The following is a 23,774-nucleotide window of genomic DNA, read 5'->3' on the forward strand; positions in this document are numbered from 1 at the left end:
CTCCATCAAATCGCCTCTTAAGACTTATTTACAAATTTATTTCTTTTAAGCCCTTTTTATAGATTTTAGTTCGTTCATCATCTATCACGCCACTCCAATTCAAGCCAAATCCAAAATCATATACATTTCCGCTCTCATCCTGATGACAGACCATATCATGGGCTCTATCCTCATGCTGTTCTTCTACTGTTTTCATATCAGCAGGCATTTGCATGGGCAGCAAGCCAGAAGGTTCAACTTCACCTGAGAGTACATCCATGATAGCCTGATCCTGCACACCAAAGTGGACGAGGAGGCTATCTACTTCACTTTCAAATTCTTGAACAATGGCTGGGTTGGATAATAGCATGGACACTATTACCGGCTTTCCCTTCATTAATTCCTTTGTTTGTAACACTAAATCTACATCTAATTCATTGCTCGTTGTAATCGTTTTTCCTTTATAAGTACGGTTGACGACCTCATCAGGGTCCCCTGCTATACTCTTACTTCTCGCCAATTCAGCTGTGTAAGGCTTATATTGTAAACTAATTGGCACATATCCTGTTCCTCCCGCTTCGCGATCAGCTGAACTGTACCCACTTCCAGAGTCTGGTCCAAATATAGGTATGAGTGCAAAATCAGCTTCTTCAGGATTGTCCGTAACTTGATAATATTTCTGAACAACGTCTAAATTGACCGAAAAGTCTGTCTTGCTAGGAATCAAATTGCCAAACCAATCGGCTTTCTCTGGGTAAAAACGTTTTGGGATATAGACTGTTTTTCCTTTTTGTATAGGAAGAAGGTTCTCTTTATTTTTTAACATGACAATAGACTGCAATTGCGCCTCATAACCCTCAGCCATAAATTGTGGATTTCCAACGATGTCAACCGTCTCCTTCACAACTAAATAAGGATTCTCAAACAATCCTAAGCGGAAAATGTTTTTAAGCAGTCTGACTGCTGAACGCTCAAGACGTTTACGCATAAAGGCTTCACCATGCTCTTTTACACCCATTTCATATGCCTCAAGCACAGGTTCAACCTGATTATTTCCACCAAATTGATCGACCCCAGCCATGAGCAGCTTGTAGTGACGTTCTGCAACTGATAACGTCTCTACCCCCCATGGTTTTCCAGCAAATTGATCAACCGTTTCTGGCTGATCGGCTGTAATCAACCAATCCGTACATACGACCCCATCGTACTCATAAGTAGACCTAAGCAACTCGTTAATTAAATAGGAATTGTAAGAGTTTCCTACATTCTCACCAGCACCAGTGGCTTGATTAAAAGAAATTGTATAATATGGCATAACTGCTGAGGCTGATTTTGTTTTCCCTTTTAATTTAAAGGCACCGTCAATAAATGGAATGAGATGCTCATTAAAATTCTCGCCTGGGTACACGGCATATTTTCCAAAACCCCAGTGTGCGTCTCTACCAGCTTCTCCAGATCCTCCGCCTGGCCAGTGCTTAACCATGGCATTGACACTTTCATACCCCCATCCATCAGCAATTTCTTGCTCTTCTTCAGACGTTTGGAATCCATCAATATAGGCTCTTCCCAGATCACGAGCCAACTGCGAATCTTCGCCGAAAGTACCATTGAAACGATTCCAGCGTGGATCTGTTGCAATATCAATTTGCGGGGATAGGGCGGTCGTTAACCCAAGAGCACGGTATTCTTTTGCTGCAACTTCTCCAAACCTTTGGACTAACTTAGGATTAAATGTAGCAGCGAGCCCTAATGGTTCTGGCCACATCGAGATCGTTCCTCCAGCTCCCTCATTAAATTCTTTGCTAGAATCCGAGCCATGACGAGGATCCGAACTATTGTTTACAGGAATCCCCATTCCCACTCCTTCTGCTAACGCCTGTATTTCATTACTCCAACGAGCAGCAATCTCAGGTGTTTGAACAGTCGTAATCAAGACATGACGTAAGTGATCTTTCACTAAAAATTCTTTTTGTTGATCCGACAAATCCCACGGCTTTGCTCCGCTTTCTTCAAAATGTTTGCCGTTATAGGAGCTAGCAAAAAAGCCTCTTGATGCAGCAGGAATTGATTGATGGCTGCTATAAAGCATTAATCCAGCAATTTGTTCTACCGTCATTTTGGACGCTAAATCTTTTGCTCGTTCCTCTGCTGGCAAACGCCAATCCTTATAGGGCTCTAATTTCCCACTTTTATTTAAGTCTTTAAACAATAGACCATTCTCTTTAATAATCTTCATGCCTGATGTTGTTGAATATCCTAATATGGGCCCGTTTTCATTTTTAACATATTTAATCATCTCTTCTCCCTCTTTCTCCCAAACTATAGAAAAATCATAAAAAGGGCTTTCATCCCCTTTAAGTGACTAGTTAGGATATTGTTGAATCCGAACATTTTTAAGCAGTTGATCTAGTTGGTGTAGCTTCTCTTCGTTCACAAAATGAGAAGTGATTGGTAACTGACTAAGCTCTTTAAATTCTTTTTCAGAGTGTTGGCGGATGAATGGATTATGCTCGAATTCAGGGAAAACGGTAAATACCTGCTTTTTCGTATCTTCTGTTTCTAGTAATTCCCTCAGTTTGTTCGCCACACTAAATGGATATACATAATTCATTGCAGATGTGACAATTTCATACGTTCCCATTGGCAATCCTTTAATTAGAACTTGTTCGTGATCTTCTTCTGTTTTAAAGCTAGACCCCGATAAGTTTTGCCCATTCAACGTTACTGTTTCGTCATTTGCAACCGGAAGAACGACGTCAGCTAAACTATTAAACGGCACTTTAAATGTAAATCTCAACTCATTTTCTTGTGTTATTTCCCAGCCACTTTCAATCCGTCCACAAGCTGAATGCAATGTTGCTTTTACGTAGGATAACCGGCCATCTGGTTTTGGATTAAATATGATCTTCTTAAAACCCGGGATATCTTCTGACAAGTTAATTCCACACATGTGACGATACATCCATTCAGCAATCGATCCATAGGCGTAGTGATTGAGGGAGTTCATTCCTGTTCCGCTAATCTTTCCATCTGGAAGAACTGAGTTCCATCTTTCCCAAATGGTTGTCGCACCAAGCTTCACAGCATATAACCAGCTCGGATAGTCCTCATTTAACAAAAGAGTATAGGCATAATCAGCTGCTCCATTTTCAGAGAGAACGTTACAAAAATACGGAGTCCCAACAAAACCAGTATTTAAATGCATATTATCTTGCCCCAGCTTATCTTTCAGGTCTTTAATCAGTCGATGACGATAGTCGCTGGAAACTAAATCCATTTCAAGAGCGACAATCATGGCTGTCTGAGTATGAATGGCACTCCGACCATTAGGGGTAAAGTATTCTTTATTGATGGCTTCTTTCACTTCATCAGAAAGCGTTTTGTATTCCTTAGCTATCTCAGTTAAACCTAGTACATTTGCCGCTTTAGCAACTAATGAGGCGGAGTAGCTGTAGTATGCTGATGCGATATAGAATGAATCCGTTCCTCCCATCATGCCGTTTGGATCCCTTCCGTCGAGTGCAAGCCAGTCACCGAAATGAAACCCTTTTTGCCATAAGCGTGTAGACCCTGTTTCATCATCCTGTCTTTTTATGAAATCAACCCAGTCCTTCATCGTTTTGAAGTGTTCGCGAAGCAATTCCTTATCGCCATAATGCATATATAATGTCCAAGGGATTACAGTCGCAGCATCTCCCCAAACTGATGACCCATGCCCAGTTACAAAGCCAGGATCATTCTCAGGTTTAATGGTCGGTACAATGAAAGGTACTGATCCTTCTAATCTCTTTTGTTCTTCTCGCAAATCAAACATAAATTTGTGGAAGAAGGCAGGTGAATACATATTAAAACAAGCAGTTGAACTAAAAATTTGTGCATCCCCCGTCCACCCCATTCGTTCGTCTCGTTGTGGACAATCTGTTGGTACATCTAGAAAATTCCCTTTCTGACCCCAATATGCATTTTGAAACAATTTATTAACTAGAGGATGGGAAGTTTCAATATTACCTGTTTCCTCTATCTCACTATAGATAACGCAACCAACGAAATCGTCTAAGTTAATATCTCCTTCAAACCCAGACAGTTTGACGTAACGAAATCCATAAAATGTAAAATAAGGCTGAACTTCACGCTCACTTCCATCTGAGATATACGTATATTCAGCTTTCGCTGTCCGTAAATTTTCTCTATAAAAGCACCCATCTTGCAGAATTTCACCATATTGAAGGTTCAGCGTCGCTCCCTTCGATGCATTTGTTTTAAAGCGAACCCAACCTGTCATAACTTGCCCCATATCTAGGACCGTTTCTCCAGCTGGTGTATGGATCACATCAATCGGTTTTCTTTCTTCCATGATTTTTACAGGTAAGCTTAGGCGCGCTTGAAGTCTTTCTGACTCGACCTTAGTTAAAGTCGTCCCCTGCCAACTATGATCGTCAAAAGATGGTTGTGACCAACCTGAGATTTCCTTGTTAGCATCATACACTTCCCCATCGTAAATCCCACTAAACGTTACAGGAGCTGAGGCACTCTTCCACCCTTCATCCGTTTTAATGATGGTTTCAGATCCATCCTTATATGTCACAATGATTTCACCGATTAGGGCAAACTTGTCTCCATACAAGTTATAGTAGCCCCCGTCAAAGCCAAACCGACCTTTATACCATCCATTTCCAATCATGACACCAATGGAATTTTCCCCGTTTTTTATTAAGTCTGTTACATCATATGTTTGATACTGAAGCCAAAAATCATAAGCATTAAAACCTGGTGCAAAGTACTCCTCTCCCACTTTTTGACCATTCAGTTCAAAATGATAGATTCCTAGCCCACATAGATAGGCTCTTGCTGAAACAATCTCATCAGATACAGTGAAGTTCTTTCTGATTAATGGATGAGTATCTTTCTCTAATTCAGGAGTAATCCACTTTCCTTCCCAGGCTTCCTCCATTTTCCCCGTTTCAAACCAAGCATGATCACTTATCGCCATTTCGCCTTCATTTCCCCAAACCATCACGCGCCAATAATAGCGTGTTCTCGGTTGGAGTGTTAAATTGGGACTATAACTTAAACTATCAATCTCTTTTGATTTCCCACTATCAAAAATAATTTCATCAAAGGTGGCATCTAGCGCAATCTCTACTTGTGCAGCTTCCTGATAGGTTGAGACAGTCGATTCCGTAAGCCAAGACAAACTCAATCTTGTTAGATCAAATCCTAGCGGGTTTTGAATATGATTGGTTCTTAATTTAAACACTTTCATCGTTTACACCTCATCAATGTAACCGTTCAAAATAGAACGATTAGTTTTGTTTAGTTTTTATTATAGAGTTCATTTACTTAAAAAGATGGTGAAAACTTCACTTCTTTTGGATGAACTTAACTTTAAGTAATAAGTGAGACTAGATTAGAGGCTGTCTCATTTACGTTTTTCCCGCCTGTAGTTTCACTACAAAATACGGTCCAACTTTCCAAATGAAACAACCTCTTTGACTTATTATTAAGTTAAATTTGCCTTTCTCTCTTGTAGCGCTTTCAAAATTTGTGGATATTCCTTATCTAATTTATAAAACCAGAGCAATAGGATTGTAATGAAAGCAAATATGACCGGAAGATAAATAAACAGAAATTCAATGGAAAATAAAGCGGATTGTGTCTGTTCTGCTTGACCACCAATGTAGCCTCCAGCTCCCATAATCAAACCTAATAACATTCCTCCAATACCTGTACCAACTTTCTCTCCAAACGTCCCAGCACTGAATGTTAATCCTTCAGACCTTACACCATGCTTATATTCTCCGTAGTCAACTGTGTCACCTAGCATTGCAAAACCAACAACAACTAGTGGCGCAGCCCCAATCCCTCTAATAATTAATCCTGTTAAAACGAAAACGATATTTGCCGGATTAAGGGCAATGATGAGAGAACCAATGATAGAAAGGATCGCACCCACTATAGCAACATTTCTATTTCCAAACTTCTTAAGGAATGGTGCAATAAATATTGTTGTGACGATTATTGGTAAAAAAGAAGCCATACCGATTACTCCAACTAACGCAGGGTTACCTAGTATATATTGTGCATAGTAAATATTAACTGCACCTAAACCTGCATTAATAAACCCTAATATCATGATAGCGATTACAATTAACCAATACTTATTTTTAACAAGGGATTTAAACCCTTCTTTAATAAGTACACCATCTGTTCTAGTTGCCTGACTAGTTGCAACTACTCTTTCCTTAGTATTCTTAAAGCAAATGAAATAAAGAAAGACTCCTGCAATCGCATAAACAATTGCTACCATTTGCCAACCTGACTGACCACCACCGAACATTTCGACTAAAGGAATAGTAATCATATTTACGAGAAGTGCTCCACCAAAACCGAAAATGGTTCTAAAAACACTTAATTGGCCTCTTTCAGCTTGATTTTGAGACATCGTACCAATCATGGTATTATATGGAACTGAGATAGCAGTGAAAATAATCCCAACGGCAAACATATAAGTTAAAAACGCATAAATAATTGTCCCTGTTTCACCAAAGTTAGGTGAACTAAATAATAGAATGATAGCTAGACCATATGGTATTGCTAACCACCTTAACCACGGTCTGGCTTTTCCGTATTTTGATTTAGTCTTATCAACTACTAGTCCCATACCTATGTCAGACGCACCATCAATGAACCTAGCAATAAATAACATTGTCCCTACAGTCGCGACAGCAATCCCTGCTATTTCCGTATAGAAGAAAATAATAAATGCATTCGCTGTGGTTAATAAAAGATTGGCTGCTAGATTTCCAGCGCCGTATGAGAACTTCTCCTTCGCTTTCAACTTTTCATTTGGCTCATTCGAAACTGGTTCGACGACAGCGTTTTCAATATTTCTTATCATTTGAGACACCCCTTTTATTTAATTTAGAAACAAGTTACTAAAACCTTTCATCCTTATCAGTAAGTGCTTACTTTATGAATTCATTATATAAACTAATTTCAGTATATTATTGTTTAATATTAATATTTTTTGTATCGTTTTAACCATAATGTTATAATGGTCGAGTGTTTTTTTAATATAATAAAGGAGAGTACAGATGGAATTTGAAAACCTCAAATACATAAGTAAATTAATTTATAAAACATATAAGATCCCTTCTATATTCTTTAACTATGACACCGAGGGAGTCATTGTTGAATTTCCAACTAGCTTTCCAGTCAACCCTCTTTATAAGAAAGAAGATTTAATCAAAAAATTGGTTCAAGGGTGTCATACAGGACCTCCAATTATTAAAATAACCGATCACTCCGAATGTTACATTATCGTTAAAATTAACACTGGGGATTTACCAGTTGGATTCATGATTCTAGGCCCAACGATAAGTCCAACGATTTCCAACGATATGATATTGGAATCCTTTGTCCACTTACAAATTAATAAAGAATTGTTACACCAAATCTCGTTGTATTATAAAAAGTTACAAAGGATTCCAGAAAGAATTAACTTTGAGTGTGCTCAAGATCTATATTTTTTACTTTATCGCGAAATCCTTAACATAACAGATATTAATTACAATTTAAATCTTGTCCAGACAGAGGTTGAAGATCCTACTTTATCCTTGTTTGATAAACGTGAATCAGCTAATTTTCATCATTCAATTAAGTATGAGCAAAGACTTTTTCAATATATTAAAGAGGGAAACAAAAATGAAATCATTCAAAACTTTAGAGCATTTCCTCAAGAAAAAGCAGGAAGCCTTTCAAAGAATAGTTATTTAAGAAGTCGAAAAAATATTGGAATTGTTGTTATTACGGTTGCTGTGAGGGCTGCTATAGAAGGAGGCTTGCATTACGAATTAGCATACACTTTAAGTGACTCATATATCCAAAACTTAGAGGAGCTTACAAATGTACAGCATATCAATACATTTTTAGAGAATATCCTTGTTGATTTAGCTGAAAGAGTTCACCTGAGTAAATTACAAAATTACTCTAAACCAATCAATGAATGCATTAGTTACATTTACTTACACCTCTATGAGGAGGTTCATTTAAAACATTTAGCCGAACTAATTAATCTTCATCCTAACTATCTATCGCGTCTATTCAATAAAGAGGTAGGCATGTCTCTTCGGGAATATATTCAACGTTTAAAAATTAATGAAGCGAAAAATCTATTAGTTTACTCTGACTACTCTTTATCAAAAATAGCTAGTATATTAAATTTTCATGATCAAAGTCATTTTTCTAGGGTTTTTAAAAAAGTGGCTGGTATTACGCCGAAACAATATATATCTCAAGGTTAATAACTTACCGTTAATTGTGAACAAGCGACCTAGCCCCATATTCGAGGAGGCTGAGGCCGCTTGTTCATGGTTGGTTGGTAAAAAATAAACAAAAAAGCAAGAGATCCTTCCCCTCGCTCCCCTTGGAGAAGCAGCGGGAGCAGCGGGACGGTTCTTGCGCTCTATTTTCTTATAAAAGGAGCAAGAGAACCGTCCCCTTGCATCCATTGACTGTTTTCAGTTACAAAGTTGTTTTACGTTTTTTTAATATGCACTAACAAACGCTGTACCTACGATGATTAGTAAAATGAACAGTACAACGATTAACGCAAAGCCTGTTCCTGCATAGCCGCTCATTGTATTACCTCCTTAATAATATTGTGTAGTATCACTACACACTATCAAGGTATGTTTTTATCTGATTATTGCTTGTGTACTATCACTAAGTGAAAAGCATAAAATTCTTGGGGATCTTATAAACTAGTTCTACCACTATATCTATGTCTATGTGGAGTTTCACCATCAACTGTAGTTACTCCACTAAATTCATGGTAGTGGCCTCCCTCAGGTAGAGAAACCGCTGGTCCTGTTGTCCCACGAATAACATGTCTGTGTTCTGCATCAAACGATGTAAAAGTAAAATAACGATGGGTATGTTGAACTCCGCTTGGTGCTGGTTCAGTTGTTCCTACATAACGATGATCATGCCCTACATCAAAAGACGTTACTCCTCTAAATTCATGGCTATGAACAGGTCGCCCATCCCATGTAGTTATATAAAGATTATGCGAGTGTTCTGAACTACCATCATCAGAATGATACATAAATCCTGTTACTGGTACATCTGTCATTTTTTCAATCACCCTTTCTATTTACTCCTGTATCTTATGAGCAATAGAGAAAAAAAGAGTGGATTCATGTACATAGAGAAGTGTGATAGATACCCAATTTGGGGAAATTTTTGTTGAGATAATGTTCCAAACCAGAAGAGCCAAACCGTTTGACTGTACCCCAGCTGGCAGTACCCGCCATATACGAAAAACGATCACTTTGAAGTGACCGCTTAAATATTCTTTTTTAGTTCCAGTATTGTTAACTAGGTTCTGTTGATTTCATTTTCCTTGTTAAATATAGATCCCGTTAGCTAAATAACGCCTCTCTTAAGGAAGCAGCGGGACGGTTCTGTCGCTCCACTCTTGAGAGTCATTTGCTTTTCAGTCACCTGTCTTATCCTACTCATTATTATCGTTATCATCATAATATGTTTTCAATTCTTTATAAATATAGCTAGCTATGTTTTCAGGAAAATAATTAGTAAACTCATGATTGTACTTAGCTAAAAAATGTTCATCATCCACAAGGTTTAAAAAGTTTCTACTTGCAGGGAATAGGTTATTCATTTCGTAAAGAATTTCTTGTACTTTTTTTCTGCTAGTAGCATCATTATAATGAATTGCATTTCTAATCGCTTGAATTAAATACCATATCTCTCTATCCATTTTCTCCTTGTATACAGGATCATGAAGCAAGTTTATTTGTTTCATGATCTCTTTGTCATCTGTAAAATGTTCTTCCCATATTTGAATTTGTGATTTTTCCCGCCTAAATAAATCAAGCATTATAAAAGCAAAATCATTTAATTCTTCCTCAGAGATACCTTCAATGTTGTACAGTCTCTCCATTCTCGTGATTACCTCTAACTTATCATTTAGATCCGATTGCTTTTTTTCAATTAACTGCTTCTGTACCTGCAACAACTCTCGATTATTAAACTTTTGATTAGTCATTTGTTCTTTTATTTCATTTAATGATAAACCAAAATGTTTTAAAATCATTATTTAATGAAAAAGTTCCCAGTCTAATCGTGTATATACTTTTCGACCATTTTTATTTAATTTTTTTGGAGTTAGTAACTCAATTTTATCGTAGTATCTTAGCGTTCTTACCGTTGAACCTACTAATTTTGCAAACTGACCAATTGTCATTTCCATGCTAACACCACCTTACTGAATTATAAACTGTTACGTAAGGTCACAATCAATACACTTGTTAATCGTAATACATATTAACGAATTTAAAACAGGCTATTTTTAGTAGATATGTTTGCTTACGACATTACGTCACAATTTATGATTGGTTCTATACTAAGTTTGAGAGGATGGTTATCTATGGAACCACAATCATTGTTTCGGAATCGCACTTTTATATTTCTATTTATTGGTAGCTTTTTGGCGCTAATAGGATTTAGTATGTTTTTTATGACAACAACGTGGTTTGTCATTTCTGATTTACATTCTGCTAGTTCATTGGGCATAATTCTTATTGCCATTACTGTGCCACGTATTCTCATGATGACATTTGGAGGGGTTCTTGCTGATAAATTCAAGAAGACGACAATCATGTTTAGTACGAGTTCCATTCAAGGATTTCTGCTAGTTATCATATTTTTATTGCACAATGTAAATCAATTAACATTTCTGTATCTAATCATTTTGGGGTCCATTTTTGGAACATTAGATGCATTTTCTGGACCAGCTGGGACATCATTAATCCCGAAAATAGTACAAAAAAACCAAATAAAACAAGCTAATGCTATTATTCAGGGGTTGGGGCAGATTGGCTTTGTTATTGGCCCTATTATCTCTGGGAGTGTCATGGAATTCGGTGGCGTAACAACAGGTTATTTAGTCTCATCTATTATTGTTCTGTTGTCTGCCTTTTTTATGTTTCCACCTTTCTTGAAGGAAGGTCCTGTAGTCAATACAATAAAACAAACACCATTTAAAGATCTCATAGAAGGGCTTTCCTATGTAAAAGCAAGTAGATTTTTAATGACAGGTATCCTAATTTTAATAACGTTAAACTTTTTTGCCTTCGGAGCGATATCCATTGCAATCGCAATTTTAGTGGAAACGTATGGAGGGACTCCCATTAATCTTAGTTACATTGACGCTGCTTTAGGGTTGGGATGCTAATAAGTACAGCAGTAATCGGTATGATCAAAATACGCCGTAGGGGATTAACATCGATTATAGGCTTAATTGCAACATTAATAGTCGCTATCGCTTTTAGTCAAATTCCTAATTTGTCTATTTTAACGGCGTTAGCGTTCTTAATAGGATTTACCATGACATTTGTATCCATCCCATTTTTTCACTTCAGCACAAGAAGATACTGATCCCCGCATTATGGGAAGGGTCATGAGTATTGTCTTTTTAGCCATGAACGGGTTTGATCCGCTTGCCTATGCAAGTGTAACTTTACTCGTTTCTAGAGGATTTGATATTCAATTAGTCATTTTGTCTTTTTCTATTGTTGGATTAGTTATTGCGCTTTCGATTTTATGGAGAGGACAGACGTTTAGAAAATACAAGTCTAACTACTAATTTACCTGCAGGATAGACCACTTTCAGATAGAGTGGTCTTTTTTAGGTTTTATAGTTAAGGTGAAGACACTTGTTGTATAGTATGTGTCAAATACGAAAAGACGACCACCTTTTGAAAGCAATCGTCTCTTTAGAGGGTTATTCTATTTGCCAGTATCGTTGTACTGTGCAGTAAAGGATCATATATAAATAACAGCTATTGTTCGACTAAAGTTTAATAACTATTTATAGGTTGTTACTACTACCTTGTTCATTTTTGACACTATTCATAGTTGATTGCCGTTTTACTGTTAAATAAATAAGATATATAGCAAGAAATAAACCAAACACAATCGATGCAAGAAGATAGACTGCTTGATAAGAAGCAACTGTAGCGACAAATCCAAGAATAAAGGAGCCTCCCCCTATACCTAGATCAAAGAAGTTGAAAAAGGTAGCCATCGCATTCTCATGCTCATGTTCCTCGACTAAGTTCAAACACCATGTTTGAACAGCTGGAAAGATAGCACCAAATCCAAACCCATAAAATATCGCGGCTATTAGAAACATACTATCGCTAACTGCTACATATAGAAAAAGCAATCCAAAAATCGACATAATGGAGCCTGGAATAAGAATAATAGAAGGTCCGTATAAATCAAATAGCTTTCCTGAAATTAATCTAATGACAAAACCCGCTGCCGCAATCAAAAAGAAAAACAAGCCTACTTGAGTAAAACCTTTCTCTATTGCGTATAAAGCAAAGAAAGACATAATCCCTCCTGCCGCAATTCCAACTAGAAAAATGAGTATCGCAGGTAATAGAACTCGCTTTTCAAATAGCTTAACTTTTACATTCTCTTGTTTGTCTAACTCCTTTCCTCTAGGCGCTCTCTTTATGAAAATTACCATGAACACAGCTAGGGAAAGAACGGCCATTCCTCCAAAGAATAACCTTTGAAAGTCATATATCTCCAGCGTTATAATTCCAATCATTGGACCTATAGAGATCGCGACCGTTTCACCAACACCAAAATAACCAATCCCCTCTCCTCGACGTTTGTTAGGAATAATTTCAGCAGCAAGTGTTGCAAAGTAAGTTGTTGCTAATCCGAAACCAGCCCCGTGAATAACACGAATGAGTAATAACGTTGAGATATTACCAGCAAGATAATAAGCACCTGTTGATAAGGTCATTATTATAACACCCAAAATTAAAAGAACTTTTTTATCATATTTAGTTGCGAGAAGTCCTGCAAATGGGCGGATTGTAATCGCCGATAGCATAAAAATACCTGTAACTAAGCCGACTTGACTCGCCCCTCCTCCTAAAGCTGTCACAAATAAAGGCAGGGTAGGTAACAGCATTTCGAAAATCATAAAGACTAAAGCATTAGCCATTACAACGAAAATGAACGACATGGACCAAATCTTATTATCTATATTCACCATTTTTCTCTCCTTACGTATCAGTTTTTCTCGATTAAAAATCTATACAAATAATAAACCTTCCCTTAAGGGGAAGGTCAATAACTAACTGGAATTTGTATTTCTGTAAGGTAATCTTCTTTACTTTTGGAAATATAATGGTCAATAATCGTTCTTTCAATAGAATCTCCTATCATTTGAAGACCGTTTTCCTTGATGGAATCTAGTAACACTCTATAATAAGGAGATGAGTCGTTATGGCCTCCCCGAAAGTAGATGGTGGCATATTTTCCTTTCTGAAAAGTGGTGAGTAATGGGCTTAGAACCACTTCTTCTTCGGTTAAGATAAAAATAGAGTTATATTCATTAAACTTTTGCTCTTTTAAGTCATTTAAACCTACCGTAAGCCCTACCCCACCAATAAAAATAGAGGATTTCATATTTGCCAAATTCTCTAATTGTCTTAACGAAATCTCCACTTCACGCTCGGAATCAATATTCCCCATTAACCTAACTATCTTCCTTTCCTCCATTGAGTTTATCGAGACTATTCCTAACTCCTCTACTTCTCTTGCTACTTTAATATCCTTAATTCGATTCTGAAATTTTCGTTTAACCCGCTCTAATTCTCTAATTTTATTTTCTGTTAGTATCTTTTGTTTCTCTAATAAATCCAGGAATCCATTAATATCCCTATGATCTAGATGCCCTTTTATCTCTTTTAGAGAAAAACCTAACTCCTTTAAATACTGAATCGTGTTTAATTGTTCAAACTGTTCAGTTGAATAGTATCTATAGCCATTGTTTAAATCAATCTGAATAGGCTTGAGCAGCCCAATCTCATCATAATATCTTAGTGTTTTCATGGTTATGTTATGAAGTTTGGCCATTTCTCCTATTGAAAACATATTTTTCATTTTGATATCCCTTCTCTACATTCTCTTTATTAACACTATGATACCCGATTTTGCGTTCTCAAAAAGAAGAAACTCCATTAGCATTAATTTTTTATCTCATTTATCATTGTTATTATTAAATTCTCATATTGAATTAACCTAGTTTACATTCTTTTGTTTTTGACATTCCAAAAAGACCTAAAAATTAAAGTCATTGTTACACAGTATCCGCAACTAAGAAAGACGATCACATTTAATGCGATCGCCCCTCTTAGTTAATTACGATTCCCAGTGTTGTTGTACTGTGCATTACTTTAATTCTTGCGCCGCATTGATATTTATTTATGTGCTTTTTCAATTCCACTTCACTTTTGCATTTCTAACATTTAACTTTTACCACATATTCCTTTCTCCATTTTTTTACTGTTTAAAAATGTATTTTTATACCAAGAGGTTAGTCTACTCCTTCATTTAACTAAAACATACTGTATAGTACCCTATTGAAATGGAGGTGACATATTTAATGGATCAGCTGGCCATGGCGTATCAAGGACAAATGGTTGAAGTTAGAGATGTTTATGGTGGAATTCATACAGGATATATCGATGGTGTTAATCAACGAAGAGGATTATTTCTTCGAACATCGCCCTTTAGAAGAATATTTATTCCCTTCTTCTTAATAACTTCCCTTCTCCTTTTACGACGTTTTTTCTAAAAGATTAACTAAACAACTTCATTAAAAATCAGATACAACAATAACAAATATTAGCAAAATGAAATAATTCATTTTGCTTTTACAACTTAGAAGAGCAGAAAAATGCTCTTTTTCTTATTTCAATTTCTTTTTTCTATTCCTAAAAGATCACTTCACAGCATCCGTCAAATACGACGAAGAGACGATTACTTAATTAATAACGTAGTAATACGAAAACAGCCAACACATTTGTGCTGACTGTTTTCAATTACAAAGTTGTTTTACGTTTTTTTAATATGCACTAACAAACGCTGTACCTACGATGATTAGTAAAATGAACAGTACAACGATTAACGCAAAGCCTGTTCCTGCATAGCCGCTCATTGTATTACCTCCTTAATAATATTGTGTAGTATCACTACACACTATCAAGGTATGTTTTTATCTGATTATTGCTTGTGTACTATCACTAAGTGAAAAGCATAAAATTCTTGGGGATCTTATAAACTAGTTCTACCACTATATCTATGTCTATGTGGAGTTTCACCATCAACTGTAGTTACTCCACTAAATTCATGGTAGTGGCCTCCCTCAGGTAGAGAAACCGCTGGTCCTGTTGTCCCACGAATAACATGTCTGTGTTCTGCATCAAACGATGTAAAAGTAAAATAACGATGGGTATGTTGAACTCCGCTTGGTGCTGGTTCAGTTGTTCCTACATAACGATGATCATGCCCTACATCAAAAGATGTTACTCCTCTAAATTCATGGCTATGAACAGGTCGCCCATCCCATGTAGTTATATAGAGATTATGAGAGTGTTCTGAACTACCATCATCAGAATGATACATAAATCCTGTTACTGGTACATCTGTCATTTTTTTGATCACCCTTTCTATTTACTCCTGTATCTTATGAGCAAGAGAGAAAAAAAGAGTGGATTCATGTACATAGAGAAGTGTAGATAGATACCCAATTTGGGAAAATTTTTGTTGAGATAATGATTCAAACCAGAAGAGCCAAACCGTTGAACTGTACCCCAGCTGCGCAGTACCCGCTATTTACGAAAAACGATCACCTTGAAGTGACCGCTTAAATAAATGCCCTTTACACTATTAAATTTACAAATTACTCAAATATGGAGAGTATTAGAAAAGAACGCTCCAACTACTTTGAAGGAACGCCCCTGTTTGTTCAATAAGTTTTATTAACTATTGTTTACATAACTCTGACTTCTGATAAGGGTATTTGGGTTTAGTTAGTACCCATTAGTCTGTTGATAAAGTATTTTTTATTTTACATAGTTACAAAGTTTACCTATCTGCTCTACTTCAACAACAACAACATCTCCTGATTTCATTGGACAACTTCCAGATGGCGAACCAGTAGCTAACACATCACCTGGTTCAAGCGTCATAACCTGAGAAATCCAACTAATTAGGTATGGAATGGACAATGACATTTGATTCGTGTTACCCTCTTGAACGACTTTGCCATTTAAAGTCGTAACTATCTGCAAATTAGTTGGATCTATCCCTTCTACTATACAAGGACCCAACGGACCAAACGTATCAAAACCTTTTCCACGCGTAAATTGGGGATCCGCTTTTGTAAGATCTCTTGCTGTCACATCGTTAAAAATCGTACAGCCAAAAACATAATCCAAGGCTTCTTCTTCCTTTATATTTTTCCCTCGTTTCCCAATAACCAGCGCTACTTCACCTTCCATCTCTACTTGCTTGGATAAATCATTGCCTGGAAGTGTAATTTCCCCTTGATCCGGAATAATAGAAGTTGGCGGTTTCAAAAACAAAAACGGCTCTTTAAGATTGGCCTTCCCCCCCGTTTCTTCTGCATGTTCAGCATAAGTCCAGCCGAAATTAATGATTTTTGATGGGACTACTGGCTCTAATATTTTCACTTCATTATATTTAACTATAGAACCATCATAAGTTAGTTTATTGTTTACTATATCAGCAAAATCACTTGATAGTTGAAAAATATCGCCGTCTTCAACAATTCCGTAATAAATATTACCGTTATGCCGCTGGTAGCGAACGACCGTTTTTGTTTTCTTTAGCACCTGCATTACCCATCAACTCCATTATTTACTTGATGAACCTTACCTGCTGGCTGATTAACTCATATTGTTCTTCTTTTCTTTTATTGAACTCTATCTTATTTTCCTCATAAATATTATTTCCTTCTGCATCAATGGAAACGATGAGCGGACCGAATTCTTTTACTTCACATACCCAAAGAGATTCAGGCATTCCGAGGTCTTTCCAGTGAACTTCTTTAATTTTTTCAACCTTCTTTGCTGCATAAACGGCATTTCCAGCTGGAAAAACAAGATGAAGTGCTTTATGAGTTCTGCACCCTTCTTCTGTGTTCTTCCCCATTCCCCCTTTTCCAACAATGAGTTTAACACCTGTTTCTTCGATAAATTCCTTTTCGAACTTTTCCATTCTCATACTAGTTGTTGGCCCAATAGATACAATCTCATACTTTTCATCTCCAAGGTCTCTAACAATAGGTCCCGCATGAAAAATTGCTTTTCCCCTTAGATCAACTGGTAAAGGAATTTTTTCTTCAATGAGTCTCCTATGGGCAACGTCCCTGCACGTAACTAGAGTTCCACTTAGATAGATAATATCCCCAACTCGTATATCTTTTAGATCTTCATCTTTAATTGGTGTAGTTAAAATCTTTTCACTCATAGTGTTACCCCCTCATGTGTACTAATTTCATAGTTCAAATTACTATCAAATGTAATCTTTCCTCTTCTATGAGACCAGCATCCTGTATTAACAGCAACTCCAATAGTAGAAGGATGCCTTGCCGTATTTACAACATTAACACCCATCACAGATTTAGACCCCTTAAGCCCCTGAGGTCCAAGGCCAATCGCGTTAATTCCATCCTCAAGTAACCTTTCCATCTTAGCTGCGTTTGCATTTTCATTATGACTTCCAACAGGTCTCATAAGTGCCTTTTTTGAGTTTAGAGCTGCTGTTTCAACTGAAGTTCCCACACCTACACCAACAAGAAGAGGAGGACAGGCATTAACTCCATAACTAGTCATCCTATCAAGTACAAATTTGACTACCCCTTCATAGCCTTCACCCGGCATTAGAACTGTTGCTACTCCTGGAAGTGTACATCCTCCTCCTGCCATATACGTATAGATTTCGACTTTGTCACTATCTTCTTCAATTTCCCAAAAGATACTAGGCGATCCATCACCAATGTTCTCCCCAGTATTATATTCATCGAATGTTTCTACAGAATTATGACGCAAGGGGGTTTCTTTTGTTGATTTATATACACTATTTTTTAGAATTTTATCTAACTGTCCAACTAAAGGAAATTTCTCTCCGCACTTCACGAAGAACTGAAGAACACCTGTATCCTGACAGGAAGGTCTTTTTAACTCATAAGCAAGTTCTTGGTTTTTTTTCATAGTTTTGTAAATGATCTTCGCAAGAGGGTTATTTTCCTCTTCACTTAACTCTTTCAATTTATTTTCTACATCATCAGGAAGTTTATAGCTAACTACGGAAACAAACTTTGCCATCAGATCCGTCATTTTTTCTACTTGCTGCGTTTTATTCAAAGCCTCGTTCATTTTTTCAATTTGTTGTGTGTTATCCATAAATAACTCTCCTCTTCTATTTTTTAGGCTAGGAAATAGAAGAAATCACTTCTATTCCAAAGTTTATTATCTTAATACTGAAGATCAGACATAACGCACAATTCTTATTGCAGACCATTCGTTGACTTAAGCATAATATTTAATCGTCTTTTTAAAATAAGACCTCCTCTTTTGCTTTTCTCCTTAAAAAAGCAAATGTTAAATCCTTTGATTAAATCTTAATTAACGTATACGTTATTTGTCAATGGTTTTTTAAATATTCATAAAAATTATCTAAATACATCTATTTTACCTAATATTAGATGTTAATTTCATGAGTTCCTTAAAACATATTGACAATAACGTATTCATTACTGTAACATTCAGAATAGTGATTCACACAATCTATGTTTTAGCGAGATTGATGTAAGCGGTAACATTAATAAGTGAGAGGGGAATGATTATGACTAACGTAAAGGCATTTTGGAACCAAATGTGGAGGTGGAATGACCAGGTAAAACAATTAACAAAAAGCCTACTAGGGGTTCAAATGATGGCAGATTCTTCAAACGCTAGAAATCAACCTTCTTCTATTAATCAAACAATAACAAGCAAAGAAAATAAGCCTAATCCAGAAAAAAGAAATTATAATAAGCCCCAAATTATCGGTTTAATAACCGGACCAGCCTTGTTCATTCTGATTCAATTGCTTATTTCTCCTCAAGGTATGTCAAACGAAGCAATCACTACTTTAGCAATTGTCGCTTGGGTAGCGGCATGGTGGGTAACAGAGGCCGTTCCTATCCCACTGACTTCCTTATTGCCATTGATTTTATTTCCTCTGACGGGGATTATGAGCACCGGAGAGGTTTCTTCCTCCTATGGAGACCCATTAATCTTTCTTTTCGTCGGAAGTTTTATGATAGCGTTAACAATGGAAAAATGGAACTTACACAGACGAATAGCTCTTAGTATCATCTCTTTAATCGGTACAAATCCTAATATGATTATTCTAGGCTTTATGTGCGCTACTGCATTTTTATCTATGTGGATTTCGAACACAGCAACCACAATGATGATGGTACCGATGGCTATTGCCGTAACAAAACATGTTGCAGATTCTATGAAGAAAAAGGACTCTCTGGTTTTGACAAGTCCAGGCAACTTTCAATTTGGTACTGCTTTAATGTTAGGTACAGCTTACGCAGCCACACTAGGTGGGTTTGGAACGCTAATTGGAGCACCAGCAAATACAATTTTAGCCGCAACTGTTAACAACTTATATGACGTTCAAATTTCATTTGCCCACTGGATGCTCTTTGGAGTACCTTTAGTTGTGGTACTCGTTCCTCTTGTTTGGCTGTATCTCGTAAAAGTGGCATTCCCTATGAAGACTCAAAATATTTCTGGGGGGCGTACTATTATAAAAGATGAACAAAAAGCACTTGGGCAAATTAGTTATGAAGAAAAAATTGTCCTGACTATATTTACTCTCGTTGCTATCGCATGGGTAACACGTAGTTTCTTATTACAAAGTTTTATACCTGGAATCGACGACACTATTATCGCCTTAATGGGAGCAGTTATTTTATTTTTAATTCCAGCTAAAAATCAAGATGGTAATCTACTAGATTGGGATACGGTAAAGAAACTACCATGGGGTATTTTATGGCTTTTCGGTGGAGGTTTAGCAATCGCTGCCGGAATAACAAAATCAGAATTAGACCAATGGATTGGTAGTCAACTCATAAACTTCACTGATGTTCCTCTTTGGTTAACACTCGCATTAATCATTGGAGGAATTACCATCCTTACTGAGTTTACATCCAATACAGCTACATCAACAATGGTTTATCCAATTGTCGCAGCTGGGGCCACCGCTTTAGGGATGGACCCAATCATTTTAATGATCGCGGCCTGTATGGGAGCAACTTTTGCATTTATGCTTCCTGTTGCAGCACCTCCGAATGCAATAGCTTTTGCATCAGGGTATATTAGAATGGCGACAATGGCTAAAACAGGTATTTGGTTGAATCTGTTAGCTATTATATTATCTATTATTATTGTATCAACTGTTGTACCTCTTATCTTTGATGGACTAATGTAATAAACAGAGAAAAAGCCAGTATCCATAAATTTTGGAGACTGGCTTTCTTAAGACTCTTCAACTTTTTCTAAATCATCTATTCTATCTAGTGCTTCTAGTATTTCCTGACGAGCTCGCTTTCGGTGCGATTGCATAACCATTCTTGCAGCTAATCCATCGCCAGCCTTTATACAAGCAACTATAGCTTTATGCTCTATAATTGATTTATGAGGCGTAGGTCGATGATTAATCGTAAATAATCGAGCACGATAAAGTTGATCAGAATGAATATCAATCACAGAATTGAGGCGTTTATTTTTTGCGTACTTTATAATAAGATTATGGAATTCATCGTCTAATATAGCCCACTTTTTTAAATTACCCTCCTGAAGCGTCTGTTCTTGCCGTTCAATGAATTGTTCTAGCTGCTTAAGTTCATGCTCTGCTATTTTTTCAGTAGCTTTTTCTACGGCCAATCCATCCATCGTTTCAACAATTTCATAGATATCCCTAAGATCATCTTTTACAATAGGCTCTACAATGAACCCTCTCCTGGGGATAAGATGGACCATTCCTTCTGTTTCCAAACGGACAAGCGCCTCTCGCACCGGTGTCCGACTCATTTCTAACGTTTCTGCCATTTCACGCTCAAGTATCGTCCTTCCCGGAGTAAGAATTAAATCACGGATTGCCAATCTTATTATATGATAGGCCCGTTGAGGTAACCGATAATTCTCAAGTTCTTTGAGGGTGGTTATATATAGTTTTAATTCTTTATTTAAGTCCGACTCATTCAGCTCTGAAAACTGTTTATCTTTTTCCATCATTACACCTATCTAACCTTAATGAATTTTAATTAGAAGAAGTATACCTTACCTCTAGTATCGTTAGCCAAATAACTACGTATATATTTTACCAAGAATGTCGTATATCTCAAAATTTTAAGAAATAAAGATACTTAAAGCGCCCTGCCCGTTAGCTCAACACAAAAAGCTATTTTAAAAGGAAATCCTTTTTCAACAGCTCCTTTACTTCAACTTCAACATTTAACGAAATTCAAAACGTTGCTGCGAAGTATCGTTGAAATTTGCAGGAATTGTAAAATTAATATTGTTCTACCATTGGTGCCTATAGGTTATTAAGAAACTATCTCCAACAAAATAATTCATATTAGACTTATGAAAGACATTCGCCGGTATTCCTAATCGGTTTTGTCTTTCATCGGCTTTATGAAGGACACTTCCCTTGCATTTCTCACCGGTTTTGTCTTTCGTCAGTTATATGAATTGCATTTAGCTTATTCAACGCTTCTGGTCGTTAGCTTTAGTACATTCTTTCACAAATTCCTTTAAAAGAAAGAACTTTACTGCGCAGTATCCTTCTACTGAGTACCAAGAAAGGATTCAGCGGGACTGTTCTGCGTTCCATTTTATCTTAAAAGCAGCCATAGAACCCGTGCCAGTACAGTCAAAAACAAAATAGCTGATGGGTCTGTCCCCATTCAGCTATTTTTGTTTAACTACTCAAGCTCCTTCGGAAAGTGAAAAAGATTGATGTTTGTTTTTGGTAGATATTAGATTTAGAACTAATAATGAAATGACGACAAATCCAATCATACTCCAATAAAATGGTGATGGAATGATCAGGAAGATCGCGCTAACTAAAAATACGGTTCTTCGTATAAATCCAACCGGAATGATACACCAACCTGTTACCGAGACGGACAAAGCTAAACACCCCAACAAAGCAGTACTTACTGAAATTGTTATCTCACTTATCGTACCATTTAATAATAAGACATCGTTATATGCAAAGATAAAGGGAATGATAAATCCAGCTGATGCTAATTTAACAGATTCAATCCCCGTTTCCCATACGTCAGAGCCAGCTATACCTGCAGCTCCAAACACCGAGAGCGCAACAGGTGGAGTAATCGTTGATAATGCTCCAAAATAAAGAATGAATAAATGTGCTGCAATGAGCGGGATACCCATATTTACAAGTGCTGGTGCTACCAATACAGCCAAAATTAAGTAAGCAGCAGACGTTGGCAAGCCCATTCCTAAAAGAATACTTGTTAGCATGGTTAATACTAAAGCTAGTATTAAGTTACCACCAGAGATAGTCTCTAAAATGCTGCTGATTTTAATACCTAAGCCGGTTAACTGAATTACACCCATGATAATACCAGCAAGTAAACACGCTGCTGCAATCGGCATGATCCCTGTAGCTGCATCACGAGTAGCTGATCGAATGTTTGGTAAGGTCATGTTTGTACGATCTTTTATAAAACCGATTACAAAAGCCAAAATAATGGAATAGAACGCTGATCTTTGTGGACTGAAGCCTTGCACTAATAAAAAGACTAGTACCGCTAATGGCAGAAGATAAACCCAACCACTGAAAAGTGTTTTTCTGAAACTAGGTAATTCACTTTTCTTCAAGCCTTTAAAATTATTCTTTTTCGCAATGAAATAAACAGAACTTGATAATGTAACAAAATAAAGAATAGCTGGAATTAACGCTGCCTTTAGTATATCGATATACGGAAGACCAGTGATCTCAGCCATTAAGAATGCGACCGCTCCCATGACAGGTGGCATAATTTGCCCTCCATTTGAAGCAACTGCTTCAACTGCACCTGCAAATTTAGGTTTATAACCTACCTTTTTCATTAACGGTATCGTAAATGTTCCAGTTGTGACAACATTCGCTGCACCACTTCCATTTACCGTTCCCATTAACATACTTGAAAGAATGGCAGCTTGAGCTGGGCCACCTGATACCTTACCGGCCAATGCGTAAGCTAAATCAACGAAGAAGTTCCCTGCCCCTGTTAACTTTAAAACTGCACCGAATAGTAAAAACAAGAAGATGAATTGGGCCGAAACCAAAATAACTTGACCATATAATCCGTCACTTCCTGTATATAAATAAGGTGCTATTCTACTTATGGAGAAGTTAGCCGTTTGGAACATCCCAGGAAAATAGTTTCCAAATAGAGCATATGCAAGAAAAGCTAGACAAACTATAGGGAGAATGGTGCCAACCGTTCTACGACCAGCTTCAAGTGCAATTAGAATAGCTAAAATGCCCAATAAAACTTCAAAGTTGGTGTACGCGCCAGCTCTCATCACTAGCTCACTCTGTACAGTAATCAGATAATAGGATATGTACCAACTTATTAGAATTAATGGTATATCTATTAACTTCGAGTATTTAAACTTTAATGGTTTTACTAGAAATAACACACTCGCGATAATGGCCCAGTGAATGGCTGATTGAAAATATCCTGGTAGTATACCGAAAGATGCGGTATACAAGTGAAACAACGCTAAGGATATAGCTAAAAATAGAATCACCTTTTCAACTGAAAAGAAATTTCTCCTTACATCTAAGCTTTTCCCCAT

The 23,774-nt window shown here is 36.9% G+C and carries 22 protein-coding genes; 6 read left to right on the plus strand and 16 right to left on the minus strand.

The window, feature by feature from the left end; all coding sequences use genetic code 11:
- Positions 1-28: 28 nt before the first annotated feature.
- The 3 genes from N0O92_RS16495 to N0O92_RS16505 form a co-directional block, all read right to left on the minus strand.
- Positions 29-2,275, minus strand: a complete 2,247-nt coding sequence (locus N0O92_RS16495) for a glycoside hydrolase family 3 protein (RefSeq protein ID WP_315615760.1) — start codon at positions 2,273-2,275, stop codon at positions 29-31.
- A gap of 66 nt (positions 2,276-2,341) precedes the next feature.
- Positions 2,342-5,242: an alpha-L-rhamnosidase gene (locus tag N0O92_RS16500; RefSeq protein ID WP_315615761.1), complete on the minus strand. Its 2,901-nt coding sequence runs from the start codon at positions 5,240-5,242 to the stop codon at positions 2,342-2,344.
- A gap of 237 nt (positions 5,243-5,479) precedes the next feature.
- Entirely contained in the window at positions 5,480-6,877 is a 1,398-nt protein-coding gene (locus N0O92_RS16505) for an MFS transporter (RefSeq protein ID WP_315615762.1), read from the minus strand.
- A 196-nt stretch (positions 6,878-7,073) separates the two neighbouring features.
- Between N0O92_RS16505 and N0O92_RS16510 the strand changes: the two genes are divergently transcribed.
- Positions 7,074-8,282 carry a helix-turn-helix domain-containing protein gene (locus tag N0O92_RS16510; protein WP_315615763.1) on the plus strand — a complete coding sequence of 403 codons (1,209 nt, stop codon included), beginning with the start codon at positions 7,074-7,076 and terminating at the stop codon, positions 8,280-8,282.
- A gap of 243 nt (positions 8,283-8,525) precedes the next feature.
- On the opposite strand, the gene N0O92_RS16515 is transcribed toward N0O92_RS16510, so the two are convergent.
- The 4 genes from N0O92_RS16515 to N0O92_RS16530 form a co-directional block, all read right to left on the minus strand.
- Complete coding sequence (locus tag N0O92_RS16515; RefSeq protein WP_315615764.1) at positions 8,526-8,618, minus strand: YjcZ family sporulation protein; 93 nt, start codon at positions 8,616-8,618, stop codon at positions 8,526-8,528.
- A 116-nt stretch (positions 8,619-8,734) separates the two neighbouring features.
- Positions 8,735-9,112 (minus strand): YmaF family protein, encoded by a 378-nt coding sequence (locus tag N0O92_RS16520; RefSeq protein ID WP_315615773.1) that lies wholly within the window; start codon positions 9,110-9,112, stop codon positions 8,735-8,737.
- Between the two features lie 381 nt (positions 9,113-9,493).
- Positions 9,494-10,048: a MerR family transcriptional regulator gene (locus N0O92_RS16525; RefSeq protein ID WP_315615765.1), complete on the minus strand. Its 555-nt coding sequence runs from the start codon at positions 10,046-10,048 to the stop codon at positions 9,494-9,496.
- A gap of 51 nt (positions 10,049-10,099) precedes the next feature.
- A complete protein-coding gene (locus N0O92_RS16530; RefSeq protein ID WP_315615766.1) occupies positions 10,100-10,252 on the minus strand; it encodes a MerR family DNA-binding transcriptional regulator in 153 nt (50 codons plus the stop codon).
- 177 nt (positions 10,253-10,429) lie between these two features.
- On the opposite strand from N0O92_RS16530, the gene N0O92_RS16535 reads away from it, so the two are divergent.
- Genes N0O92_RS16535 through N0O92_RS16545 form a run of 3 tightly spaced genes read left to right on the plus strand, consistent with a single transcriptional unit; the run spans position 10,430 to position 11,647 of the window.
- Positions 10,430-11,236: an MFS transporter gene (locus tag N0O92_RS16535; RefSeq protein ID WP_315615767.1), complete on the plus strand. Its 807-nt coding sequence runs from the start codon at positions 10,430-10,432 to the stop codon at positions 11,234-11,236.
- Positions 11,237-11,256: 20 nt separating this feature from the next.
- Positions 11,257-11,439: a hypothetical protein gene (locus tag N0O92_RS16540; RefSeq protein ID WP_315615768.1), complete on the plus strand. Its 183-nt coding sequence runs from the start codon at positions 11,257-11,259 to the stop codon at positions 11,437-11,439.
- 22 nt (positions 11,440-11,461) lie between these two features.
- Positions 11,462-11,647, plus strand: coding sequence for a hypothetical protein (locus tag N0O92_RS16545; RefSeq protein ID WP_315615769.1), 186 nt, complete (start codon positions 11,462-11,464; stop codon positions 11,645-11,647).
- Positions 11,648-11,872: 225 nt separating this feature from the next.
- Here the strand turns inward: N0O92_RS16545 and N0O92_RS16550 are convergent, their stop codons facing one another.
- Positions 11,873-13,078: an MFS transporter gene (locus tag N0O92_RS16550; protein WP_315615770.1), complete on the minus strand. Its 1,206-nt coding sequence runs from the start codon at positions 13,076-13,078 to the stop codon at positions 11,873-11,875.
- A gap of 74 nt (positions 13,079-13,152) precedes the next feature.
- Positions 13,153-13,971 carry a MerR family transcriptional regulator gene (locus N0O92_RS16555; RefSeq protein ID WP_315615771.1) on the minus strand — a complete coding sequence of 273 codons (819 nt, stop codon included), beginning with the start codon at positions 13,969-13,971 and terminating at the stop codon, positions 13,153-13,155.
- Between the two features lie 502 nt (positions 13,972-14,473).
- On the opposite strand from N0O92_RS16555, the gene N0O92_RS16560 reads away from it, so the two are divergent.
- On the plus strand, positions 14,474-14,665 hold the full coding sequence (locus tag N0O92_RS16560) for a hypothetical protein (protein ID WP_315615772.1): 192 nt from the start codon (positions 14,474-14,476) through the stop codon (positions 14,663-14,665).
- A gap of 270 nt (positions 14,666-14,935) precedes the next feature.
- Here N0O92_RS16560 and N0O92_RS16565 read toward each other — a convergent pair whose 3' ends face one another.
- The 5 genes from N0O92_RS16565 to ttdA form a co-directional block, all read right to left on the minus strand.
- Positions 14,936-15,028, minus strand: coding sequence for a YjcZ family sporulation protein (locus N0O92_RS16565; protein WP_315615764.1), 93 nt, complete (start codon positions 15,026-15,028; stop codon positions 14,936-14,938).
- Between the two features lie 116 nt (positions 15,029-15,144).
- Positions 15,145-15,522 (minus strand): YmaF family protein, encoded by a 378-nt coding sequence (locus N0O92_RS16570; protein WP_315615773.1) that lies wholly within the window; start codon positions 15,520-15,522, stop codon positions 15,145-15,147.
- A gap of 413 nt (positions 15,523-15,935) precedes the next feature.
- On the minus strand, positions 15,936-16,733 hold the full coding sequence (locus N0O92_RS16575; protein WP_315615774.1) for a fumarylacetoacetate hydrolase family protein: 798 nt from the start codon (positions 16,731-16,733) through the stop codon (positions 15,936-15,938).
- Between the two features lie 19 nt (positions 16,734-16,752).
- Positions 16,753-17,364 (minus strand): L(+)-tartrate dehydratase subunit beta, encoded by a 612-nt coding sequence (gene ttdB / locus N0O92_RS16580; protein WP_315615775.1) that lies wholly within the window; start codon positions 17,362-17,364, stop codon positions 16,753-16,755.
- Complete coding sequence (ttdA, locus tag N0O92_RS16585; protein ID WP_315615777.1) at positions 17,361-18,299, minus strand: L(+)-tartrate dehydratase subunit alpha; 939 nt, start codon at positions 18,297-18,299, stop codon at positions 17,361-17,363. Before ttdA ends, ttdB begins: the two co-directional genes overlap by 4 nt.
- A gap of 442 nt (positions 18,300-18,741) precedes the next feature.
- Here ttdA and N0O92_RS16590 point away from each other — a divergent pair, with 442 nt between their 5' ends.
- Positions 18,742-20,385 (plus strand): SLC13 family permease, encoded by a 1,644-nt coding sequence (locus tag N0O92_RS16590; protein WP_315615778.1) that lies wholly within the window; start codon positions 18,742-18,744, stop codon positions 20,383-20,385.
- Positions 20,386-20,432: 47 nt separating this feature from the next.
- Here N0O92_RS16590 and N0O92_RS16595 read toward each other — a convergent pair whose 3' ends face one another.
- Positions 20,433-21,188: a GntR family transcriptional regulator gene (locus N0O92_RS16595; protein WP_315615779.1), complete on the minus strand. Its 756-nt coding sequence runs from the start codon at positions 21,186-21,188 to the stop codon at positions 20,433-20,435.
- Between the two features lie 699 nt (positions 21,189-21,887).
- Positions 21,888-23,774, minus strand: a complete 1,887-nt coding sequence (locus N0O92_RS16600) for a TRAP transporter permease (RefSeq protein WP_315615780.1) — start codon at positions 23,772-23,774, stop codon at positions 21,888-21,890.

This window comes from Alkalihalobacillus sp. MEB130 (genome assembly GCF_032335535.1).
Lineage (GTDB): Bacteria > Bacillota > Bacilli > Bacillales > Bacillaceae_D > Halalkalibacter.